14 protein-coding genes are annotated in these 22877 nt (G+C 41.8%); 13 read left to right on the forward strand and 1 reads right to left on the reverse strand.

Translation table 11 applies throughout. The features are described from left to right. Nucleotide 1: 1 nt before the first annotated feature. A complete protein-coding gene (locus DFR58_RS10745) occupies nucleotides 2–6421 on the reverse strand; it encodes a type I polyketide synthase (RefSeq protein ID WP_114297852.1) in 6420 nt (2139 codons plus the stop codon). 985 nt (nucleotides 6422–7406) lie between these two features. Here DFR58_RS10745 and DFR58_RS10750 point away from each other — a divergent pair. The 13 genes from DFR58_RS10750 (at nucleotide 7407) to DFR58_RS10810 (ending at nucleotide 22859) form a co-directional block, all read left to right on the forward strand. After that, on the forward strand, nucleotides 7407–8312 hold the full coding sequence (locus DFR58_RS10750) for a DUF169 domain-containing protein (protein ID WP_114297853.1): 906 nt from the start codon (nucleotides 7407–7409) through the stop codon (nucleotides 8310–8312). A 265-nt stretch (nucleotides 8313–8577) separates the two neighbouring features. Then, complete coding sequence (fabD, locus tag DFR58_RS10755) at nucleotides 8578–9822, forward strand: ACP S-malonyltransferase (RefSeq protein WP_170138121.1); 1245 nt, start codon at nucleotides 8578–8580, stop codon at nucleotides 9820–9822. 87 nt (nucleotides 9823–9909) lie between these two features. Beyond that, nucleotides 9910–10980, forward strand: coding sequence for an HAD-IIIC family phosphatase (locus DFR58_RS10760; protein WP_207659216.1), 1071 nt, complete (start codon nucleotides 9910–9912; stop codon nucleotides 10978–10980). A 42-nt stretch (nucleotides 10981–11022) separates the two neighbouring features. Beyond that, complete coding sequence (locus DFR58_RS10765; RefSeq protein WP_114297856.1) at nucleotides 11023–11274, forward strand: acyl carrier protein; 252 nt, start codon at nucleotides 11023–11025, stop codon at nucleotides 11272–11274. A gap of 69 nt (nucleotides 11275–11343) precedes the next feature. Continuing rightward, nucleotides 11344–12498: an acyl-CoA dehydrogenase family protein gene (locus tag DFR58_RS10770; RefSeq protein WP_114297857.1), complete on the forward strand. Its 1155-nt coding sequence runs from the start codon at nucleotides 11344–11346 to the stop codon at nucleotides 12496–12498. Next, nucleotides 12491–14107, forward strand: a complete 1617-nt coding sequence (locus tag DFR58_RS10775) for an amino acid adenylation domain-containing protein (RefSeq protein ID WP_114297858.1) — start codon at nucleotides 12491–12493, stop codon at nucleotides 14105–14107. Before DFR58_RS10770 ends, DFR58_RS10775 begins: the two co-directional genes overlap by 8 nt. Nucleotides 14108–14333: 226 nt before the next feature. Continuing rightward, nucleotides 14334–15713, forward strand: coding sequence for an oxygen-independent coproporphyrinogen III oxidase (hemN, locus tag DFR58_RS10780; RefSeq protein ID WP_114297859.1), 1380 nt, complete (start codon nucleotides 14334–14336; stop codon nucleotides 15711–15713). Nucleotides 15714–15981: 268 nt separating this feature from the next. Further along, nucleotides 15982–16236 (forward strand): acyl carrier protein, encoded by a 255-nt coding sequence (locus DFR58_RS10785; protein ID WP_114297860.1) that lies wholly within the window; start codon nucleotides 15982–15984, stop codon nucleotides 16234–16236. A gap of 34 nt (nucleotides 16237–16270) precedes the next feature. Then, nucleotides 16271–17941 carry a class I adenylate-forming enzyme family protein gene (locus tag DFR58_RS10790; RefSeq protein WP_114297861.1) on the forward strand — a complete coding sequence of 557 codons (1671 nt, stop codon included), beginning with the start codon at nucleotides 16271–16273 and terminating at the stop codon, nucleotides 17939–17941. Nucleotides 17942–17943: 2 nt separating this feature from the next. Beyond that, nucleotides 17944–18198, forward strand: a complete 255-nt coding sequence (locus DFR58_RS10795; protein ID WP_114297862.1) for an acyl carrier protein — start codon at nucleotides 17944–17946, stop codon at nucleotides 18196–18198. Between the two features lie 36 nt (nucleotides 18199–18234). Next, the gene (locus DFR58_RS10800; RefSeq protein WP_170138122.1) at nucleotides 18235–19299 is read left to right on the forward strand and encodes a 3-oxoacyl-ACP synthase III family protein; all 1065 of its coding nucleotides are present in this window, start codon (nucleotides 18235–18237) and stop codon (nucleotides 19297–19299) included. A 21-nt stretch (nucleotides 19300–19320) separates the two neighbouring features. Next, a complete protein-coding gene (locus DFR58_RS10805; RefSeq protein WP_114297864.1) occupies nucleotides 19321–20364 on the forward strand; it encodes a hypothetical protein in 1044 nt (347 codons plus the stop codon). Nucleotides 20365–20444: 80 nt separating this feature from the next. Beyond that, complete coding sequence (locus DFR58_RS10810) at nucleotides 20445–22859, forward strand: non-ribosomal peptide synthetase (RefSeq protein ID WP_170138123.1); 2415 nt, start codon at nucleotides 20445–20447, stop codon at nucleotides 22857–22859. The last annotated feature ends 18 nt before the right edge of the window (nucleotides 22860–22877 follow it).

A 22877-nucleotide genomic window follows, 5' to 3' on the forward strand; every position in this document is an offset into this window, starting at 1 on the left:
CCTAATCGCTTATGCGGCTAAGTAGGCTTTCCAAGTCCTTCAAGGCATCTGATCCCGATGCTTCCTCCTCGCCCTCGCTGCTGCTTAATATCCCCTCAAAGCTGATAACATTTTTTATAAAATATTCGGCCATTTTTTCAACTGTAGGATAATTGAAAAACAGTGCCGCAGACAATGGAGCAGCAAACAATTCACACAGCCTGTTTCTTAGCTCCACTGTCATTAACGAGTCCACTCCCTGCTCCATGACGGGCCTTTTCTTATTTATTTTATCCGCCGGGAGTCTTAATACCGCTGCAAGCTCCTTAACAAGAAGATTTTCAATATAGCCTATTCTCGCGTCATTATCCAATTCAAGCATTGCTTCCAAATGAACTCTGAGATGCCCGGGGATATCGCTTCCCGAATCCTGTGTTACAAGCCTGCTAAATCTCGCAGACCTGGCAGTCCCGGGGTTTTTTTGCGACCACAGCTTCCAATCCACTTTAAATAAGCCTGTCTGTACCGGTTTCCTGTCAACAATGGTTTCAAGGGAATACATTACCTGCTCTATACTCATGCCGCCGATACCGGCTTGCTCCAATAAAGTCATAACCTCGCTGTTTCTTGAGGTAACACCCACCTCTGCCAGCACCCCAAGGTTTATTGTTGTCGCCGGAAGCCTCAGAGACTTTCTGTAATACGCAAAGGCTTCCAGAAAGGAGTTTGCGGCAACATAATTAACCTGCCCTGTATTGCCTATTAGAGAGGCTATGGAAGAAAATGAAACAAAGAAGTCCAACGGCTGTGTTAAGGTGGCATTGTGCAGATTCATGGCCCCCGCCGCCTTTGGCAGCATAACCTTCGTGAGCCTGGCTTGGGTCATATCCTCAATAAAGCCGTCATCCAACACCATTGCTCCATGAAATATTCCTCTTATGGGGGGCATTTTTTGAGCCGTTTCGTTAATCAACTTCCAAACCTCGTTATAATCCGCAATATCAATTGCCGCTGCCATAACATTTACTCCCGATTTCTCCATAGCTGCAACGGCTTCCCTTGCTTCATCGGTCGAAGCTCCTGTACGGCTTATCAGCACAAGGCTGTCTGCACCTTTGGAAGCCAGCCATTTGCCGATTTCCAGACCAAGCCCCCTTGTGCCTCCGGTTATTATGTATGTGGAATCCTTTTTAACAATTTCTTTTGACACCTCTGAGGGCAAATGAATTTTACAGTCTGAAATTTTAAGACTGACCGCGCCTATGCTTTCCGACTGATAGGCCGCAGTAAAGCAATCGGCGGCGTTCTGTGCGTCAAAGACGGTTTGAGGAAGCGGGGCATACGCTCCGCTTAAAAAGCCTTCGCGAACCTGATTCCAGACTTTAAGACCCGTCCTGCTGTTATTGCAGATGTTTTCTAAATCTATTGATGAAATTGATATGTTTTTATTCAGTAAATTACCTGTTAAGCGTATTTCTTCAGAGGAATCATTTTTACCCACCTGTATAAAGCAGCCGTATTGAGCCAAAAGTCTTAAGCTCTGAGTTCTTTTTTCTCCGGAAATTTCCCCGAACACTATGTCAACTCCGGCTTTGTCGGTTGCCGTATATATTTCATTTATAAAATCCAGAGAGTTAATATCCATTACATGGCCTATTCCCAACGCCTTAAGGTATTCAATCTGCTTACTGTTTTTTGCGGTTGCGTATATTTCCGCTTCATTTTTCCGGGCTACCTCAACCGCTGCCAATCCAACTGCTCCGGCGGCATCGTGAATAAGCACCTTTGAGCCCTTCTGGATACCGGCAATATTGATAAGCCCATGGACGGCAAGTATAAATGGAGCTATACTGACTATATCTCCGGATGCCATATACGGAGGCTTTTTCATAACATAGCCATTTTGATTTACATTCACGCGGGATTTTATGCTGCCGCCTTCAACACAGGCGATTACTTCGTCTCCGGGAGAAAAGAGGCTTACATTCCGGCCGACTCTGCTTACCGTGCCGCAGCATTCTGTGCCCAATACCTGCTTTGCTTCCTTTGCGCCCGCCATTTTAGGAGGAATTCTGCCCATAAGCTCATAAGCATCCTGAGCGGCTATACCACAGCCCGTTACCATGATCTCTATTTCATCAGGTTCCGGGTGCCTGTCGGAAAATTCCCTGAAGTATAAGCTGTCGGGTTTTCCGACATTACCTATTTCAAGGCTGATATTAGCATCATTTGTAAAAACCTCTTTTTGGGGAACCGAACCGTCGTTTTCAGCAAGCCTTGTATGAATTATATGCCGCACATATCTTGTATGGTCTCTGTATGCCACATCTTCGTCATTATTGTCGGACAGCATTTCATCTATTGCCGATGACAGCACTGGCTCATCGGGATTCACATCAAGATCTATGTTTTTACAGACAATGTTCAGGTGTTCATTGCTTATAAGCCTGTTTAAAGCTGTAAGGCCGCCTGCCTGCAAATTAAGCCGTGTCTCATTGCCTGTCACTTCATATGCGTTATATGTAATAATCCCCACTTTTAAATCTTCATCACCATGGGACTTGGACCAGGCCTGTATAATATATACCGCTTGCAGGCTGTAATCCATAGCCCGCCTTGCCGTGTCGGTATCTTCTGTATCATTGGCGGAAGGGGAGGGGATGTAAAGAATATTTACTTTTTTATCTGTTTTTATATCGGAAAAAACAGATAGGATTTTTTCATAGCCGTCTGTGGATAAATCGCCTGCGTTTACCAGCCTGTACTCATGCCCATGCTTTGAGATTGTGCCGGCTATTGCGTCGGTTTCAGCGTTATCATGGGCAAATATCAGCCAATATGGGTCACAGGAGCTTGTTTTGGGCTTTTGCGATTCTTCCCATACAATATCATATATCCATGAATCCATAACGTGGTCTTTCCAAGCTTCATCCTTGGGAACACGCTGGCACTCCAAATCCAGAAGCTCGGCAAATACATTTCCGTCTCCGTCGAGGAGGTATAGATCCCCCGTGATTGAAGCCTGTGTTGTATTAACTATGTTAAGATAGCTCCAGCAGCAGCCTCCCGGTGAGTTGTAGTAATTTACCCTGCCTATTTTAGCCGGAATGACCAATTTATCAAATAAAGCCGCCAGAGTTTGTATTGCTCCATCGAGCACGGTGGGGTGCAGGAAATATTTATCAACATCGGTAAGTGAAGCGGAGGCCTCAATTCTTGCCACTATAGCTTTGTCACCGCGATAGATTTCCTTAACGGTTCTGAAGTAGGGATAGTATTGCAGTCCTAAGGAAGCCAGATCCTTATAGAACTGTTCTACACTGAGTACCTCGGGACATTGATTTTTTAACCGGGATATTTCAGCCAGAGGCTTTGCGTTTTTTGATACCGGCTCATGAAGAATACGCCCGCTTGCGTGCTGCATCCAACCGTTGTTGCTGTTTGAGCGGCTGTAAATGCCATAATCCCTGTTCTTGGTATCAAGATATGAATGTAATAGCTGAACCTCCTTGCCGTTAATGGACAGCATATTGTGAAATCTTAAATTTTCAAGGCAGCAGCCGGTGCTGTCAGGTCTTTCAGCGTTAAACAGCGCCAATGCCCCTTCAACATATGCCGCTCCGGGGAAAACAATATTGCTTTCCACCCTGTGGTCGTTAAGGAACGGTAGCAGGTGTTGATTGAGCTCAACCTCATATGATAAATGAGGAGAGGATACAATTTTATTGCAGAATAAATGTCCCTCCGAGCCTAAACGGTCATTTCTGGATGCTTCAGTTTCGTTAAACGGACATTTTTCCTTCTGCCAAGGGTATCTTGGCAAATCTACCATTTTACCGCCTGAGATAAAAGGACTCCAATCAATATTAACTCCCAAAGTATAGAATTGTGCGACTGCTTCATAGAAAGAAACAAGCTCAGGCTCTTTGCGGTTAAGGGTTTGAAGACATATGCCCTTGCTGCCGGCATTTTGCAGACATTCCTTTATAGAGGTCTTTAATACCGGGTGCGGCCCCACTTCCAAGAACAGAGTGTACCCGTCTTCAACCATTTTGCTGCATGTCTTTGCAAAACGTACTGTTTGGCGGACATTATTCCACCAATACTCAGCATTTATTGAGCCGCCGTTAATAACATCCCCTGTGACGGTTGAATACAGGGGATAGATTTCCTTTGATGGCTTGAGGAATTCCAACGACTCAAGCAGCTCATCCTTTATTTGATCCATAACAGCACTGTGATACGGAACCTCAACATTCATGAGCTTGTTGAAGACATGCCTTTCATCAAGGGCTTTGGATATTTCAAGCAGATGATCCTCTTCCCCTGCAAGCGTGACAGAGTTTGCACTGTTTATTGCGGCAATGGATATATCCGGGTAGGAGACAAGCACAGCTAAAGCCTCCTCCTCTGAAAGGCCTATTGCAAGCATTTTTCCCTGACCCGCTGTTGTCTGCTGCAAACGGCTTCTGGTGTAGCTGACCAATATGGCGTCCTCAAGCGACAGGGCACCTGAGCAATACGCCGAGGCAACCTCTCCCACGCTGTGTCCTGCAATTGCGTGAGGCGTAATACCGAACCTTTTTAAAAGCTCTGTCAATGCCACCTGCATAAGAAAGTTCGCAGGCTGGGCAACCTTTGTCTCTGCCATTTTTGAGGTGTGCTCATCCTTAAGCATTTCCTCAAGAATAGACCACCCGGAGAAGCCCTTGAATATTTCATCACATTTTTCAAGCATTTGGCGGAATACCGGCTCATTTTCATACAGCTCGCGTCCCATTTTCCACCATTGCGGCCCCATGCCGGTATATATAAAGGCAATTTTAGGCTGGGTTTTAATATCGGCATTATTTGATACAATCCCTTTAACACATTGGCCGTTTACATATGCTTCAAGAAGCCTTGCCATATCCTCCCGGGACTGCGCGGCTATACCAAGCCTTAGCTGATGATGGGAACGGCGCTTGGCGCAGGTATATATTATGTCGTTTGTTGCAAATTCATCATCTTTTATGATGTCAATATAGTCCTTTGCCAACTGAATAAGCGCGTCCTCACTTCTTGCGGTAACAGGAAGAATGGATAAGGAGGGTCTTTGCCCCGACTCTGCCGGAGCATTGAGGGCTATGGCGGGAGCCTCTTGCAATACTGCATGTGCATTTGTTCCGCCAAAACCGAAGCTGTTTACAGAGGCTGTTAACAGCTTGTTTTTGGGAAGCTCTTCAACCTCCACAGGCACTTTTAAGAATAGGCTGTCGTATTCCAGCTTTGGGTTGGGCACTTTGAAGTGGATATTTGGAGGAACCATTTTTTTCTTAAGGCACAGCGCAGCCTTTACAAGCCCGCTTACTCCCGCGACGGCTTCCATATGCCCCATATTTGACTTCAGCGAACCCACCAAAACCTTTTCATCAGCATTTCTATTTTCAGCTATGACAGCATTGATAGCTTTTAATTCCACAGGATCGCCTGCCTGAGTTCCCGTTCCATGTGCCTCGATATAATAAATATCCGACGGGCTGACACCGCATTCTTTATAAACTCGTCTTATGAGAGCTTCCTGAGCTTCGGCATTGGGTATTGTAATTGCAGGAGTTTGGCCATCCTGATTGACGCCCGTCCCTTTTATCAGCGCATATATAGCATCTCCATCCGCCAACGCCTGACTGTATGGCTTTAAAATAATACTGGCAGCCCCCTCGCTGCGCGTATAGCCTCCCGCTTCAATGTCAAAGGTTTTACATCTGCCATGCTGAGACAGAAAGCCGCCTTTAGACACACTTATAAAGGACTCCGGCCTGAGCATAATATGAACCCCTCCGGCTATTGCCAGAGAGCTTTCATTATTCCATATGCTTTGACATGCATGGTGTATTGCTACGAGAGATGAGGAGCAGGCAGTATCTATGGTAAGGCTTGGGCCTCTGAAATCAAAGGTGTAGGAAATTCTGTTGGAGAGGTTTCCCAGAGAAAATCCGGCTGCCGTATGCATATTAATAGCATCACGGTTAATCGGATTGAACTGCATTAAAAAAAAGTCTGCAAAAAATCCTCCTATAAATACCCCCACATTCCTGCCTCTGAGTGATTCAAGCTGCAGCCCCGCATCTTCTATGGCCTCATATGTTACCTCCAGCAGCATTCTCTGCTGGGGATCGATATTTGGGGCTTCTCTTGGGGAAATTCCAAAAAACATGGAATCAAACAGCGTTATGTCTTCCTTAAGAAAGCCTCCCTGAACGACATATGTTTTACCGGGCTTTTCCTTGTCAGCATCAAAGAATAACCTTTTATCCCAGCGATCTTTAGGGACTTCAGTAATTGCGTCGGACTTATTAATTAAGAGGCTCCATAATTCCTCGGGTGATTGTACACCCCCCGGCAGGTGGCAGCCTATTCCGATTATTGCGATTTGGTCTTTCTCTTGATTTGAGTGTCTCATAAGCTTTCTCTTTCCATAAGTTATTTTAAATAAAAATTTGAAACCTTATATTCTGAAGCTTTGGGTGTGGAAGATGACGTACAGCATTTAAAAGTACAAAAACTAACAATTATAGACTATAAAGTACAATGCACGGCAAAACTTGAGCCTTTGACAGTTAAAACTTTTTAAACACTACTTAAAGCTTTGCCATCACTGGATTTATTATGTCAAATTTTACTTTTAAAAACTGCGTACTTTTTTGTGATTTACGTTTAAATTTAAATTCTATTTACAAACGTAACTAAAATGAAATAAACTATGAATAAATACAGTATTCTCAGGGCCTATAACATATGCCTCAAAAAAAGTACACACTTTTTTAAAATACTAAACACTTTAAAACCGCCATTTACAATACTTGCAAGGATTTTTATCCTCTTCAGTTACCAAAGATGGGATTATAGACTATAAAGTACCATATCAGACAAAACTTTGTCAAGTTAATTCAGCATTAATTTAATTTTAAATCTCATCAAAGTATTTAAAATTACAGGAGAATAAAAATTAAGAGTTATTTTTGCAATAATTTTAAGAATTATGTAATGAAATAATATAAATTTAAGAATTTACTTTTTATAAACAATAAGAGGAATAATAAAACATAATTATACAAAAAGATAGAAAAAAAGACAATATAAATAACAAAAAGCTCAAAAAATCGTCAAAAACTTACTATATTTTACATGTAAAAATGTAAAATATAGTAAGTTTTACTCTAAAATTCAAAGAATAGCTTAATATTAACTTTACAATTGATATAATTTTTGGCTTTATTGAGAATACATTGTAAAAAAGTGCTTGATTTTGTATATAACTTTTTGGTAGAATGATGTCAAATATAAATTATTAAGTATTTATGGTGATTATTCATAAAAATGCTACAATTTTATACAAATACAATACATAAAACATGATATCTATTTTTTAGATTGGGGGGAGTCAATTGAATAGTGCTGTTAGTAATTACGCAGAGCTGATTGAAATGCTGGGTCCTTGCAAACATCCTTTGGCAGCATATTATACCGATACAAGGCCGGAAAAAGCTATCGGACCTAAGGGCGGCTTTTGTATAGAATGCGACGATATAAGTGAAATCACCAGCGGGAAAGTAAAGGTGGTTGATGCCGACAAGCACAAATGTGCCTTCAGCTTTTTGGTAAGAACACTTAAAAATGGCATGCCTTCGGCATTTGATGCCGAAAATTTCGGATGCGCCGGGTGTAAATTTGCTTTTGGTTTTTCTGAAAGATTATGCGGCTTTAACCATCATTACCTTTCCACCGGTGTTCCCGGCTTTAATAAAGGTGAAAGGTATATTAAAAGGCCGGAGGATGCCGTCCGTTTTTTTAGCAAGCCTTTGGAGGGGCGAGTTCCCAAGGGCAAATATCTTGTTTTTGATCGAATGGATAATGTTATAGACAAAAATATAGAGCCTGATGTCGTTGTGTTTTTTGTCAACCCGGAGGTGCTGGCGGGATTGGTTACACTTGCGCGTTTTTCAAGTGATAGTGAAAATTTACTGGAAACTCATTTTGCGGCGGGATGTGCAAGCATATTTGCATGGCCCATGATGAATATTCAAAAGGGCAGGGAAAGTGCCGAGATAGGCTTTTACGATTTGACGGGAAGACCGTTCCTCGAGCCCAAAGAAATGACCTTCACTGCGCCTTACCCCTTATTTTTAAAAATGCTTGCTTCCTTTAAGGAAAGCTTTATGACGGTGGAACCTGAGAAGAATGGACCGCCGAATTGGTGGAGTATAGCTAAAAAGAGAAGCAAGGGAGCAAAGACCTCTTTGATGATGCAGGTCATGACGTTTATAAAAGGCAAGTTTGGTAATAAAAAATAAGTACAGGTTTTAGATACCGTATATCAGTTCATCTGGAATAGCCCTTGTTTGGCATAATATAAAAATTATTATTAATAACTCTTTAATATATCAAATATGCTTAATATATTACATTACTAAATTTATATTAAGCATATCACAGGCATTTTTTATCGTTACAGTTAATGATACTAGCGATCAAAATTCATTTCATGATAAAGCCTTAAGTAATAAATAAAAAAACACTTAAACAATAAACATTTAATAAATGTATAAAGGAGTCAATATGAATAAAATAGCTGTATTGTTTCCTGGGCAGGGGGCTCAGTATATAGGAATGGGAAAGACAATTTGCCGGGATTTCAAGGCTGCCGATTACATGTTCAATGAGGCAAATGAGATACTGGGCTTTGATATTAAAGCATTGTGCTTTGAAGGTGATTTGGACGAGCTTACAAAAACGGAAAATGCCCAGCCTGCATTGTTGACAGCCAGCGTTGCGGCCTTCAAGGTATTAAGGAAAATATCGGAGGTAACTCCGTTCTATTTGGCGGGACACAGCCTGGGAGAATTTTCGGCTCTGGTCTGTTCTAAGGCCATAAGCTTTTCGGATGCCTTGAAGCTGGTGAGAAAAAGGGGAGAGCTCATGGCCAAGGCCTCGCAAGGCGGTATGGCCGCTGTTATGGGAGCCGGTGAAGCCGAAATAAGGGCGGTATGTGAGCAAGTATCGACGCGTGATTGCTTTGCGGTTGTTTCAAATAACAATTCTCCCGATCAGATTGTCATATCGGGACATAAGCAGGCAATTGCAAAGGCCGGGGAGGTACTGTCAAATATGGGAGTCAAGGTTAAGGCTCTTAACGTAAGCGCCGCCTTCCACAGTCCGCTGATGACGGACGCGGCTGATGAATTTAAAGAACTGCTTGAAAATACAGTCTTTAGAATTCCAAGCTGGCCTGTAATATCAAATGTCACGGCAAAACCCATAACAGCTTCCTCGACATTGGCTGAGGAGCTGTACCGGCAGCTAATCAGTCCCGTTCAATGGCAAAAAACCATGTCGTTTATGCAAAATCACAATGTAAATACCTTTATAGATATTGGGCCGGGACAGGTTGTTAAAAATCTTGCCTCTAAAAACATCCCCGATGCACAGGCATATGCCTTTGATAAGCCTAAGGAGCTTGAAAGCATAATTAATGAGTATCCTGTAAACCCCTTCAAGCCTAAAATATCCTTCCTGCCCAAGGCAATGGCAATTGCCGTTTGTACAAAAAACAACAATTGGGATAATTCCGAATATGAAGCAGGCGTGATAAAGCCATATAATGAGGTTCAAAGCATAAACAGCAGGCTGGAGGAAACAGGAGCCGAGGCAACGGAGGAGCAAATGAAAATTGCGGTGGATATGCTGAGTTCGGTGTTTACGTGTAAAAGGACGCCTATAGACGAGCAGGCGGAAAGGTTTACACAGTTGTTTGACGACACTGACACATGGGGAGCGGTACCGGGCTTTAAATTGCCGGTATAGAAGATGATAAGCAAATGGGAGAAAGGATTTTGTTCATATATAAGGATTGAAAAAGCCGAATAAATGCGGAGAGAGAATGTGAATGTTATGAGCTTACACACTGCGGTAGAGGATATTAAAAAGGGAATAAACAATAAGGATATAAAATGCGTTGTTTGGGATTTGGACAATACTATATGGGACGGAGTTTTAACTGAGTCCTGTAATGTCACTTTAAAGCCCGGGATGAAGGAGATAATTGCCCAGCTTGATTCAAGAGGCATCTTGAATTCTGTTGCAAGCAAGAATAACCATGACGATGCGGTAAGGAAATTAAACGAGCTGGGGCTTTTAGAGTATTTTCTGTATCCAGAAATCAACTGGAATGCCAAATCATCTTCAATATCAAAAATTCAAAAAAATCTGAATATTGCAATTGATACATTTATGTTTATTGACGATCAGCCGTTTGAGCTGGACGAGGTAAAGGCTGTCCACCATGATATTGAGTGCTTTGACGCGTCGGAATATCAAAAGCTTTTGTCGCTTGATAGGTTAAACCCAAGGTTTGTTACCGTTGACTCAAAAATGAGGCGTAAGATGTATAGCGACGATATCAAAAGGAAGGAAGTCGAGGAGTCCTTCGAGGGAACACCCGAGGCGTTTCTTGCTTCCTTAAGTATGCATTTCATTATTGAAAATGCCGCGGAAGAGGATTTGAAAAGGGCGGAAGAGCTGACATACAGGACACATCAGCTTAATTCCACCGGCGTTACGTATGATTATGATGACCTTAAGGGCTTTTTAAGCTCACACTCCCACAGGCTGTATATTTGTGAATTGAATGACTGCTATGGCTCATATGGAAAAATCGGTTTGGCTTTAGTGGAAATAAAGGAAGCTCACTGGCACTTAAAGCTTATTCTTATGTCGTGCAGGGTCATATCAAGAGGTGTGGGCACCGTTCTGCTGTCATATATAATGAGGGAGGCCAAAAAGGACGGTAAAAGGCTTGTGGCCGATTTTAAGAAAAACGACAGAAACAAGCAAATGTATGTTGCATATAAGTTTGCCAACTTTAACGTTAAGGAGGATGACGGCAACGGAAACCTTGTTTTAGAGAATGATTTGTCATTTATTCAGGAATTTCCGCCATATATAAAATTAGAGATAAAATAACGGCCTGTATTTTCATTAATATTAATGTTAGGAGTGGATGCAATGAAGGCGAAGGATAAAATCAGGGGATACATAGAGGACAACCTTTCGGTATTTGATGACGAAGTAAATTTTTCTGATGAGGATAATATTTTTCAAATGGGGTTTGTCAATTCATTGTTCGCAATGAAGCTGCTGAGTTTTGTGCAGCAGGAATTTGAAATTGAAATTTGTGACGATGAGATTGATTTAAAAAACTTTAGTTCAATAAATAATGTAATAAATTTGATTAAAAGCAAAAGGGATATTGAGTAGGTTTAGATAGAGTAAATACAGGCAATTAAAGCTCATTATATAATGACAGGAAAAATGAGGTGTGGATAAATGGATTTCAATATATCGAATTTTCAAAAGGAAATGCTTGAGCTGATAAAGGAGCTGTCAAATAAAAAGCTTAACGAAAATGTTTTTGAGGATGACGAAAAGCAGGTTTTCTCAAGAGATAAGTGGAATGAATGTGCAGCTCTCGACATACTGGCCTTGCCGCTTGAGGAGCAGTACGGAGGCATGGGAGAGACTATGCTTACTATGGCAATGGCCATACAAGCACTTGGAAGGTATTGCAAGGATGAGGGCCTCATTTTTTCCATATGCGCGCATTTCTGCACCTGCATAGTTCCTATTTGGAAGCTTGGCACAGAAAAGCAGAAAGAAAGGTATTTGCCTAAACTGGTAAGCGGAGAGCATATAGGAGGTAATGGCTCAACCGAGGCCGAAGCCGGCTCCGACCTGTCTTCAATGAAGACTAAGGTAACAAGGCAAGAAAATTTCTACTTATTGAACGGGGCCAAGATATTTGTAACCAACGGCCCTGTGGCAGATGTTTTGATTCTATACGGGATACATCAGGACGGTATTAAAATTGCCAACATAAGCGGCTTTATTGTTGAAAAGGGCTTTGAGGGTGTGAGTGTGGGACAGGTGTTTCACAAGATGGGGCTCAGGACAAGCCCTATTGCGGAAATAATATTAAATGGATGCAGGGTTCCCGAAGAAAATCTCCTGGGCAGGGAAAGATGGGGGATGATGGGATTTAATAAATCCATGTATTGGGAACGCATACTGATGAGCGCTTATCATTTGGGAGCAATGGAGCAGCAATTTAATATTGCCCTTGAATACGCAAATAACAGAAAGCAGTTTGAGACAAGGATAAAGGATTTCCAAAGCATATCAGGCAAATTGGTAGAAATGCGGGCGAATATTGAAACATCAAGGTGGCTTCTGTATAATGCCTGCTGGAGGTTTGACAATGGAATGGAAAATCTTGCCGATGCGTCGATGGTAAAGCTTGTGGTATCCAATGCAAAGATTAAAAACAGCCTTGACGCGGTACAGATTTTTGGAGCATATGGCTTCATGAAGGAGTATATGGTGGAAAAGCAGCTAAGGGATTCAATTCCGGCGACAATATATTCCGGCACCTCGGAAATACAGAAAAAAATTATTAGTGAAGGCTTGGAGAAAATAGATGGATAAGTATTTGCTGCATCATTTATTTAAAGACTCGGCAATTAAATACCCCGGCAATACAGCCGTTATTGAGGGGGATAAAAGGATTACTTACAGGGAATTGGACGAAAAAAGCAGCCTGGTGGCCCGTACTCTTATTAGATCGGGATTAAAGCCCGGAGAGGTTGTTGCCGTTTATATTAATAAATCAATAGAAGCAATAATTTCGTTTCTGGGGGTGCTTAAAGCGGGAGCCGCCTACATTCCGATCGACGGCAATTATTCTCCCTGCACAAGGATAAGCACTATTTTAGATATAAGCGAGACGGCATTTGTGCTGACAAATACCGGCAATTGGAATTATTTTTTAAGCAATTGCAAAGACCGCTCCAAGTTTGATGAATTAAATATCGTATTTACCGACAATTTATATAATGAATCCTCACCACTGTCCTATATGGGAGATATCGACTTGAAAGGCAAATGCGTATTTGTTGGGGAGAGTGACGGGTATGACGGCGTTGATGTTGAGGTGCCGGCGGTCAGCGAGGATTTGGCGTATATACTTTACACATCCGGCTCCACAGGTGTTCCCAAGGGTGTTATGCTTTCTCATTTAAACGCGTTAACGTTTGTAAACTGGGCTGTTAACTATTTTAATACAAATGACAGCGACATATTTTCGAGCCATGCTCCGTTCCATTTTGACTTATCGGTATTTGATATATACGCTGCACTATCCTCTGGCGGAGCTGTTAATCTTATTCCGTTCCAGACAGGTCAAAACCCGCGCCTGCTGTTCGACTGGATATCAAAAAGTGGTATTACCTTGTGGTATTCGGTGCCTTCCGTGTGGATTGCAATAATGAATCATGCCAATCCCGATTTTACTAAAATCGGGAGCATGAAAAAAATACTTTTTGCGGGAGAGGAGTTTCCCAATGTGTACCTTAGAAGGCTTATGGAAGCCTTCCCTGCGGCAGATTACTACAATTTATACGGGCCTACTGAAACGAATGTATGCACCGCCTATCATGTAAAAGCTGCCTCGGAGGTTACGGACGAGCCGGTACCGATTGGAGAGGCATGTGCAAACACAGAGATTGTCGTCCTTAATGACAAAATGGAGCCGGCAGATATTGGAGAAGAGGGAGAGCTTTTTGTAAGAGGCACCACGGTAACAAAGGGCTATTACAAAAACAGTGAAAGGACTGAGCTTGTCTATATCAAAAGCCCGCTTAAGCGGCACAACGGTGAAAGGCTATACAGGACGGGGGATTTGGTCGTAAGGCTTGATGAAAGGAATTACCGCTTTATCGGGCGCATTGACAATATGGTTAAAATATCTGGCTTCAGGATTGAATTGCAGGAAATAGTTACTGCGCTTTTAAAGGTGGATTTTATTGAAGAGGCGGCTGTGGAGGCTGTTTATAATGAAGAAAGGGGAAGCAAGATACTGCACGGCTTTATCAAGGTACGGCCGGGACATAAATGCTCAATAATGATGCTGAAGGAATATTGCAGTGAAAAGCTTCCTTATTATATGATACCTGAAGCCTTTGTGGTGCTGGATGAAATGCCGAGGAATGCCAACGGCAAAATTGATTCAAAAAAGCTGCTATATAGTATGCAATAAAGATTTTACAAACATAGAGAATATAATTGCTTACAGAAATTTTTAAATAGCATCGAAAAGACGCCTTGCGGGGAAATGTCTCTAGGGTCTGTCATCAGGCGCTTTTCTCAGATGTATTCCTTACGGGTCAAAAAAATTTCTTCCATCAAATTATATTCTCCATGTAAAATCTTTATCGCTAAATATTATAGAAAGCATATAGAGAAATGGAGAGTGCAATATAATAATGAAACTTTTAAGAGAGATGGATAATCAGGATTATCTTAAGATTGAATATTTATCAAAAACATACAATGAAGCAAGCATACCATTGTATATCAGCTATCCCACACTGACCTGCTGGAACGGCAATTCTTCTGAGGCCGAGTATATCGAAGGAATAAGAAGTGAAAGAAACCCGTTCTTATACTTCCATTTTCCCTATTGTAAATCGGCATGCTATTATTGCCTGTGCTATAAAATGGTTGGGTCATCGGAAGAAACCATAGACAGGTATTTGGACTATATGGAAAGAGAAATTCGTTTAAAGGCACAGTATATGCCCTTAGACGAAATGAATATAAGCCAGATGCACTGGGGCGGAGGAACTCCGACAAATCTCACTCCAAGGCAGCTCGAAAGAATTTTTACAGTCATATCGGACAATTTTAATATTACCTCCGGCGAAAAATCAAGTATTTCAATTGAGTCCTATCCTGATGACACGCTAATAGGCATAGATAAATTAAAGCTTATAAAGGAGCTTGGCTTTACCGAAATAAGCTTTGGTATTCAGGACTTTGATGACAGAGTCCAGAGGATTATTAACAGGGACTGTAAGCCTGAGGTTGTGGAGAAGCTTTTTAACGAAGCAAAAAAGCTGGGGCTGAGGATTCATGTCGATCTGTGCTACGGGCTTCCGTTTCAGGAGATATCAGGTTTTCGGAATACACTGGAAAAAATATTGATGCTGCAGCCGGACAGGATAGCAATGGAAAATTATTCGCACTTTCCTGCCTATTACCCATTGCAAAGGCTAATTCCTACAAGCTCTGTCCCAAATTCCTTCAATAGAATAGTTCTTTCCATTTTGGCAAATGAGCTTTTAACTGAAGGCGGTTATGTCAGAATAGGGGATCACTATGTCAAGCAGGGAAATAACATGCATATTGCGTTTGAGGATAAAAAGATTAACCGTGACCTTATGGGGTATTCAATTTCAGACAGAAGGCAGGTCGTGGCGTTTGGAAGCTCGGGAATAAGCTTTATTGACGGTACGTATTGCCATAACAAAAAAACCGCGGAGGAATATTTTGAGGATCTTGATTCAAATAAAATGCCTCTGGACTGCAATGGAGCGCACAAGCTGAATCAGGACGATAAAATAAGGGCGGCGGTAATTCTTAAATATCTGCTGACGTACTATGAAATTGACAAGACGGCAATAAACAAGGATTTTGATATTGACTTTGATGAGTATTTCGCAAGTGAAATAAAGCAGCTGGATAAATTTGCAAGCGACGGTATAGTAACGCTTGAGGACGATAAAATTAAGGTCACCGATATGGGAAGGTATGTAGTAAAGCATGTCGCGTTTGTATTTGATAACCATTACAGAAAAGCATAGATGTATATAGGACGTGACAAAGATTTTACAAACATAGAGGATGTAAAATAATATCCTCCATAATAATTTCTACTCTAACTATAAAAGCATGTATACCTTTAGAAGGCGCTTGTGATTTTAGTTAGCTTAAATTATATCCCGGTCACGCATTCCGGGGAAATTATTATTCTGGAAATTATTTTACAGCCTTTTTAGATAGTTTATATCCTAATTTATATAGACATATAGGATAAAAATAATTTTATATAAAAAATAAGGGGATGGTATTATGTCAACACAGTCGGGTGTTAATTTGGATAGCTTAATTGACAACATAGCAAGGATTGCAAAGTTTCCAAAGGAAGAGGTGAAAATGGATTTCAGGCTGTACAATTCACGAGTGGTTTCCTCTCTGTCTATGCTGGAAATTATGAGCTTTGTTGAGAAGGAATACGGCATTGTCATTTTGCCGGAGGAAATGATTGAGGACAACTTTGGAGATATCGGCAAATTAAAGGAAATGATAGACAGAAAGCTGGCGTGAGTGATTATCAGATATTTAAGTGGGGGATAAGTAAATGTTTAAAGGTAGAAAAACCATTGGTAATGTTATTAATTCATATACCGAAAAGTTTCAGGACAAAACGGTGCTGATGTTTGATGATTCACACTATTCATTTAAGGATTTACAGAAAACGGCAATAATCATAGCTTATAATTTATCTAAGCTGGGAATTAAAAAAGGTGACAGGGTTGCCATTGTGATGAATAACAGGGTGGAATATATCTTTTGCTATTATGCGCTGGCGCTGCTGGGGGCGTGGGTGATACCCGTCAACATTCGGTATGAGGCGGGAGAATTGAAAAATGTCCTTTCAAATGCCGAGGCGTCTACCGTTATATATGAAAGGCAAATAGACAATTTTGATTTTTACAGGGTTATTGACGAGATAAAGCATGAATTGCCAAACTTAAGGAATTTGATAGTATGCCAAATGGAAGAGCAGGTTGAGGACAAAACTCTGTTTTTAGATGTGCTGAGGCTAAAGGATGATGAGAATTACCATGATGCCTTCAATAAGGTGATGGAATTGGAGGCGCAGGTTGAGGAGGATGCCACCTTCCTTTTAGCCTATACGTCGGGTACTACGGGAAACCCTAAGGGTGTGATGCTCCAGCACGATTATTTTGTAACGATATGCCATAATCTTAATGAAATATGGAGCGGTGAAAGAAAAAAGGAAGAGGGCGGGCAGTCCCACGGAATAACAATGTCCGTTGCTCCCTTATATGCCGCGCAGGGCTTTATGGCGTTATTCATTGAGCTTCTGACGGGAGAGACAATTCAGATGTGCTCAAGCTTTATACCAAATGAGATAATACGGTATCTCAACAATAAAAACGTCATAGCATTTCACACCCAGCCTACCTTCTGGAGCCTTTTATTGACGGTCCCTTACTTCCACCATTTAGACCTGACCCACCTGCAAAGATGCGTCGTATCGGGATCATTATGCTCGCCCACTCTGGCGGCAAAGATAGCAGAACTTACAAAGGGCATAATCATAAATGCATACGGGCTTGTTGAGGCTACATGCATATCAACTATTACCAGGCTGGAGGATTTGCCCGACATCACTTTTAACACAATAGGCAAGCCTGTAGACGGAATTGAATATAAAATTGTGGATTCGGAAAGAAAAGAGGTGCCCAAGGGTGAGGTCGGAGAGCTTGCGTTAAGAGGCTTCAATATGAAGGGGTATTACAGAAATCCTGAAAAGACCAAGGAAGTGATAGATGACGAGGGATGGCTCTACACAGGAGATTTGGTCAGAATGTATGATGAAGAAAATATCAGCATTGTGGGGAGATCAAAGGATATGGTGGTGCGTGGCGCGTTTAATGTTTATCCGAGCGATATAGAGGAATGTCTGTATGGCTTTGATAAAATTCATGATGTCGCCGTCGTAGGCAAGCCCAACGAAATACTCGGAGAAAGCCTTGTTGCCTTTGTTGTTCCAAAGCCGGGGGCTGTATTAAAAGAAGGTGACATTATGAGGTTTTGCAGAGGAAAGATATCCAATTATAAAATTCCCGATGATGTTGTTTTTATATCACAGATGCCTATTTTGGAGTCGGGAAAGGTAAAGAAGAATGTGCTTAGAGAATGGGCATTATCCGGCACACCCGATAATCAAAGACTGTTTTTTAACAACAGGGCCAGAGCTAATTTTGGTAAAGGAGAATAGAAATGGCAGATATAACAATGGAAGATTTTAAAGAGATCATATCCGATCATTTAGGCATAAACATTGATGATATCAAACCGGAATCAAACTTTATAAATGATTTCAGGATTGACTCTTTGTCACTTGTAAATTTTATTATCAAGCTGGAAATGAAGCTGGGAATTAAGATTCCCACAGAACAACTGGTGGAGATGAGGGACATGGAAGCGACCTTTAGAATAATCAGTGAGGCAATGGCGGCCAAGGAGACGAAATAGTCCATATTAAAAGGAAAGAGGGGAAAGAGGATGGCAATGGATAGTATAAGAATAAAAGCTTTTTCATATTATGTTCCGGAGGGAAGAATTACGAATGATCAGGTAGTAGAGCCGTTTCTTGAGGTCAACAAGGACCATTTAAGCAGTGAAGACATTGAATATATTTCATATAGCTGTAAAAGAAAGTTTGAATTTTTAGGAGTTCAGACCCGCTCCATAGGCATTAACGGGGATAATGCGGTGGGAATGGCCGTCAAGGTTTGCGAGGATGCTATGGCAAAAGCCAATGTCACTCCCCAAGAAATTGATTGCCTTATTTTTGCAGCGGTAAGCAATCCTTTTTTTGAGCCTTCCTTTGCCACTGTCATAGCGAAGGAAATCGGAATAGAAACCGGCGATTTCTTTGATATAGGCGATACCTGCAACGGGTTTATGAAGGGTATTGAAATTGCCGGCATTTATCTTTCCACGGGGAAATACAGGAATGTTTTAGTGGTAGCCAGCGAGCACCCGTATGAAGTGGGGGAGAGCATTCAGAATACTGCGAGGATTGATGTTGTGGAGGATATAGACAAGAAATTCTCCACATTTTTTGCTGGAAGCGGCGCGGGTGCGTTTTTGCTTTCTAAAGAGGGTGACGGGCCCGAAATAAAGCACTACTTCCAGTACAGGGAAACCGAAAACTGGGATATATCTCTATACATGCTGCCGGGCATAACACTGCCCAAGACAAGATATGAAAAGATATTGAATGGAATATGGGCAGATCCTTACAGCCTTTCGGCTCTGATTATACAGAATATGCCCGGCTTTTTATTAAAAAGCTTTGAGGAAAATGACATTGATAAGGATAAGATAGATTTATTCTTTACTCATCAGCTTGGAGACAATATTACCTTTGCCACCTTGGACAAGCTGGGAGTAGAAAGATCAAAGGCTCCCATACATACCTTCAAGGAGTTTGGCAACTTAGCCGCCGCAAACCTGCCGGTATCTATAGGAATGGCAAATGACGCCGGGTTGCTGGAAAAAGGTAAGAATGTGGTGCTGATGAGCAGTGCGTGCGGTTTAACCTTTGCGTGCATGTATATAACATGGTAGTTTTATAGGGGGACATTTATAATGGGAGCTATATCGGTGAGGCAGCCATCGTTGCTACTGGGGAAATTAAATAATAACGACAATTTTATAAATAAAATTGTAAAAGAGAATTATAGCCTTTTAGACGATAGTGTTGCTATGGCGCGCTACAGGGGCAACATTATTTTTAAAAGCACCGGGAATGATACGAAAATCATAGCGTGGCAGAGAAACATACTGAAGGTAAGAAGCGGCTATAGCTCTGCCCCCTGTATTTTGACCCTTACAATAGATGGGGAAGGGAAAATAAAAACCATTGATGTAGATCCCTCATTCCGCGGGAGCAAGGGAATAGTCTGCTCGGCTAAATATTTCGACAAAATAGTCAAGAAGCTTTTAGGGTATAAAATTGACAACTTGTTTTTAAGCAAGACAAAGACAAGCGACACACACTGCTTTCATGTCACCGAGGTGCTAAGGGGCGTGTTTACCGCATATAAGCTGTATATGAATGAGGGCTGTGACAAAATGGAAGAACCCGCTTTGTTCTATGAAGAGGAGAACCTTAATTCATATATTGAGGACGGAGCATTATACCTGTCCGGCTTGCAGACCTATAACAATGAAAAAAGCATACGGTATGCATTAAGACTTGAGGATATATTTGAAAAGGTCTGTTTTGACGAGAACGGCGCAATGCATGTTTATGAAGGAGCAAAGGTTGAATTTATTATTAACGGAGAGGCTGTAAAAAGCAAAAGGGTTAATGTCAACCCCAGAGACAACAGCTTTCCCAATTTTACCGAGTTTATAGTGGAGTGTATGCCGTTTCTGGAAAAGGCGGTAGAGCCGTCGGGAAGGTTGAAAATATTTAATACAAACACATACATATTTGCTATTATAGGGCTGCTTACACAGTCTGTCGCCATAAAGATGTTCGGTCATAACTATGATTATGTATTCCACATAATCAACAACATTCAACGCATAAATAATGTTCCGGCCTGTGTTGGGGGGCTTTTAAACCAGGAAGAGGCGGATAAATATTACCCGGAATTTAAATTTTCCGATATATTCGGGATATGATTCCATGCGTACTCACCCCCCTGCCCCCTCTCTTTTCAAAAGAGGGGGAGATAGCTGCATATAGAAATGAGGAGTTGCAATTGAATTTAAATGAAAAGGATATATTGTCCATGTATTCCCGCTTAAACGACACCGATTTGGAATACGACAGGGATAAAACTCTGGCGGAGCTGTTTGAATGCCAGGTCCGGTCAACACCCGATAGTATTGCTGTGGTGTTTGAGGATAAAACGGTTACTTACAGCCAATTGAATATAAAAGCCAATAAGCTGGCGTGGAAATTAAGGGATATGGGCATTGGCAGAGGCAGCCTGGTTGCAGTCATATTAAACCGCTCCATTGAGCTGTTTGCGGCTATTTTGGGTGTCTTGAAATCGGGCGCGGCTTATATTCCCATAGACCCCGATTATCCCCCCGAAAGAGTGCGTTACATGCTTTCGTTCAGTAATGCCGCCCTTGTCATATCGTCACAAAATATTTCGGAGGGAACAGACTTACATGGCAATGTCTTGAACGCTGACGACACAGCCCTTGAAGGACAGAAGGAGATAAACCCTCCCGTTTTAAACGGGCCGGAGGATCTTGCCTATGTCATATTCACCTCGGGTTCCACAGGGAAGCCAAAGGGTGTGATGATTGAGCAAAGGGCGGTAAATAATTTCTTTGCGGGAATAACACGGCTTATTGATTTTAATCCTTCAAAAAAGATACTTGGGTTAACAACCGTTTCCTTTGACATTTTTGTGTTGGAAACCTTTCTGCCTCTTTTTACGGGAGCGCGGATAATACTGGCAAATGAACGGCAGCAGATGGATTCAAAGCTTCTTAGCAGCCTTATAGTAACGCACCGGGTAGACATGCTTCAAATAACGCCGTCCAGGCTGCAAATGCTCATGTCCCACCCAAAAAGCCGGGAAGCCTTAAGCTGCGTTAAAGAAATTATGGTTGGGGGAGAAGCGTTTGTAAAAAAGCTTTTGCCCGAGCTGCAAAAATTCAGCTCCCTTAGAATTTTCAACATGTACGGGCCTACCGAAACAACTGTATGGTCAACCGTCATGGAGCTTACAAACAGAGAAAAAATCACTATAGGAAGGCCTATAGCAAACACGCAGGTTTATATATTAAACGACAGAAATATTCCGGCGGGGATTGGTGAACCGGGTGAGCTTTGCATTTCAGGTGACGGACTGGCAAGAGGCTATTTGAATGATCGCGAAAAAACAGATGAAAGCTTCATTGAAAGCCCGTTTAAGGAAGGCACAAGGCTGTATAGAACGGGGGATTTGGCCAGACTGCTGCCCGATGGAGATATAGAGGTTATAGGCAGGAATGATTCACAGGTAAAGATAAGGGGCTACCGCATAGAAATAAAGGAGATAGAAGAAGCTCTGGGCAAATATGAAGGCATAACAGGCTGTGCGGTTTTAGCACTTGACGATAAAATGGGCTATAAATATCTTGCCGCATACTATACTTCAAACGGGGAGCTGGACAAGTCGGGGATCAGGGAGGAGCTGCACGGCGTTTTGCCTTCGTATATGGTGCCGTCGGTGTTCATCAGGATAGATGAATTCCCGATGACGCCTAACGGCAAGCTTGACAGAAAGGCTCTGCCCTCGCCTGAAGGCTTTAATAATGAGACATCGTCTGATAATACCCAAAAGGTTTCGGTGGATAATGAGGTACAAAGAGAAATTTTAAAAGTGTGGATGGAGCTGCTGCCTGCTAAGAGCATAGGAATTAATGACAATTTTTTTGATATAGGCGGCAATTCCATGCAGCTTGTCATTATGAGCAACATGATAAATGAGGTATATGAGGATAAGGTCGAGGTGGCGGATATATTCGCAAATCCTACCATAAAGCGTCTGGCCGGCTTCATAGAATCAAAGTATCAAAATAATGACGAACCATTATATGAGGCCCCGGTTATAGAGTTCCCGGATGCCTTTATGCAGGATTCATATGAGGACAGTATTAAGCTATGCCTGAATGTAGATGAAAATAAAATCAGAGGCTTTGAAGAGATTTCCTTAAGTTATGAAATTACTAATGAGATACTCTTTGCGGCAATGTTCCTTTTCCTTATATCACAGATAACAAATCAAAAGGCCTTTTCAGTTGCTTCTATTTTAACGGGCGAAAATGCCATAAGGAACATATCGCTGGATTTTAACGGCATTGAAGACTTAGCTGAGGTTTTAATGCAGATGAAGGGGATAACCGAGAGGTATTCCGGCTGCTTGAGCTACCCTGTTGAACAGGTAAGAGAGCTTGGAAAGGGCATTAACAATACCCCCGCTTCGGTATTGGTGGCTGTCGGAGGCACTCAGACCAAGGGGCTGGAAAATGTTTTCGACTTGATTTTCCAAATCGACAATAAAGACGGCGCGCCGGTGTTTCTATTGGAATATAACGCTTCAGTGTTTAAGCAGTCCAAAATCAAAAAGATATTAAGCAACTATCAGGAATTAATTGAAATGCTGGTTGATTGACAAATGGAAATTTGAATA

Origin of the sequence: Anaerobacterium chartisolvens (genome assembly GCF_003337415.1) — a bacterium.
GTDB classification, from domain to species: Bacteria; Bacillota; Clostridia; order Acetivibrionales; family DSM-27016; genus Anaerobacterium; species Anaerobacterium chartisolvens.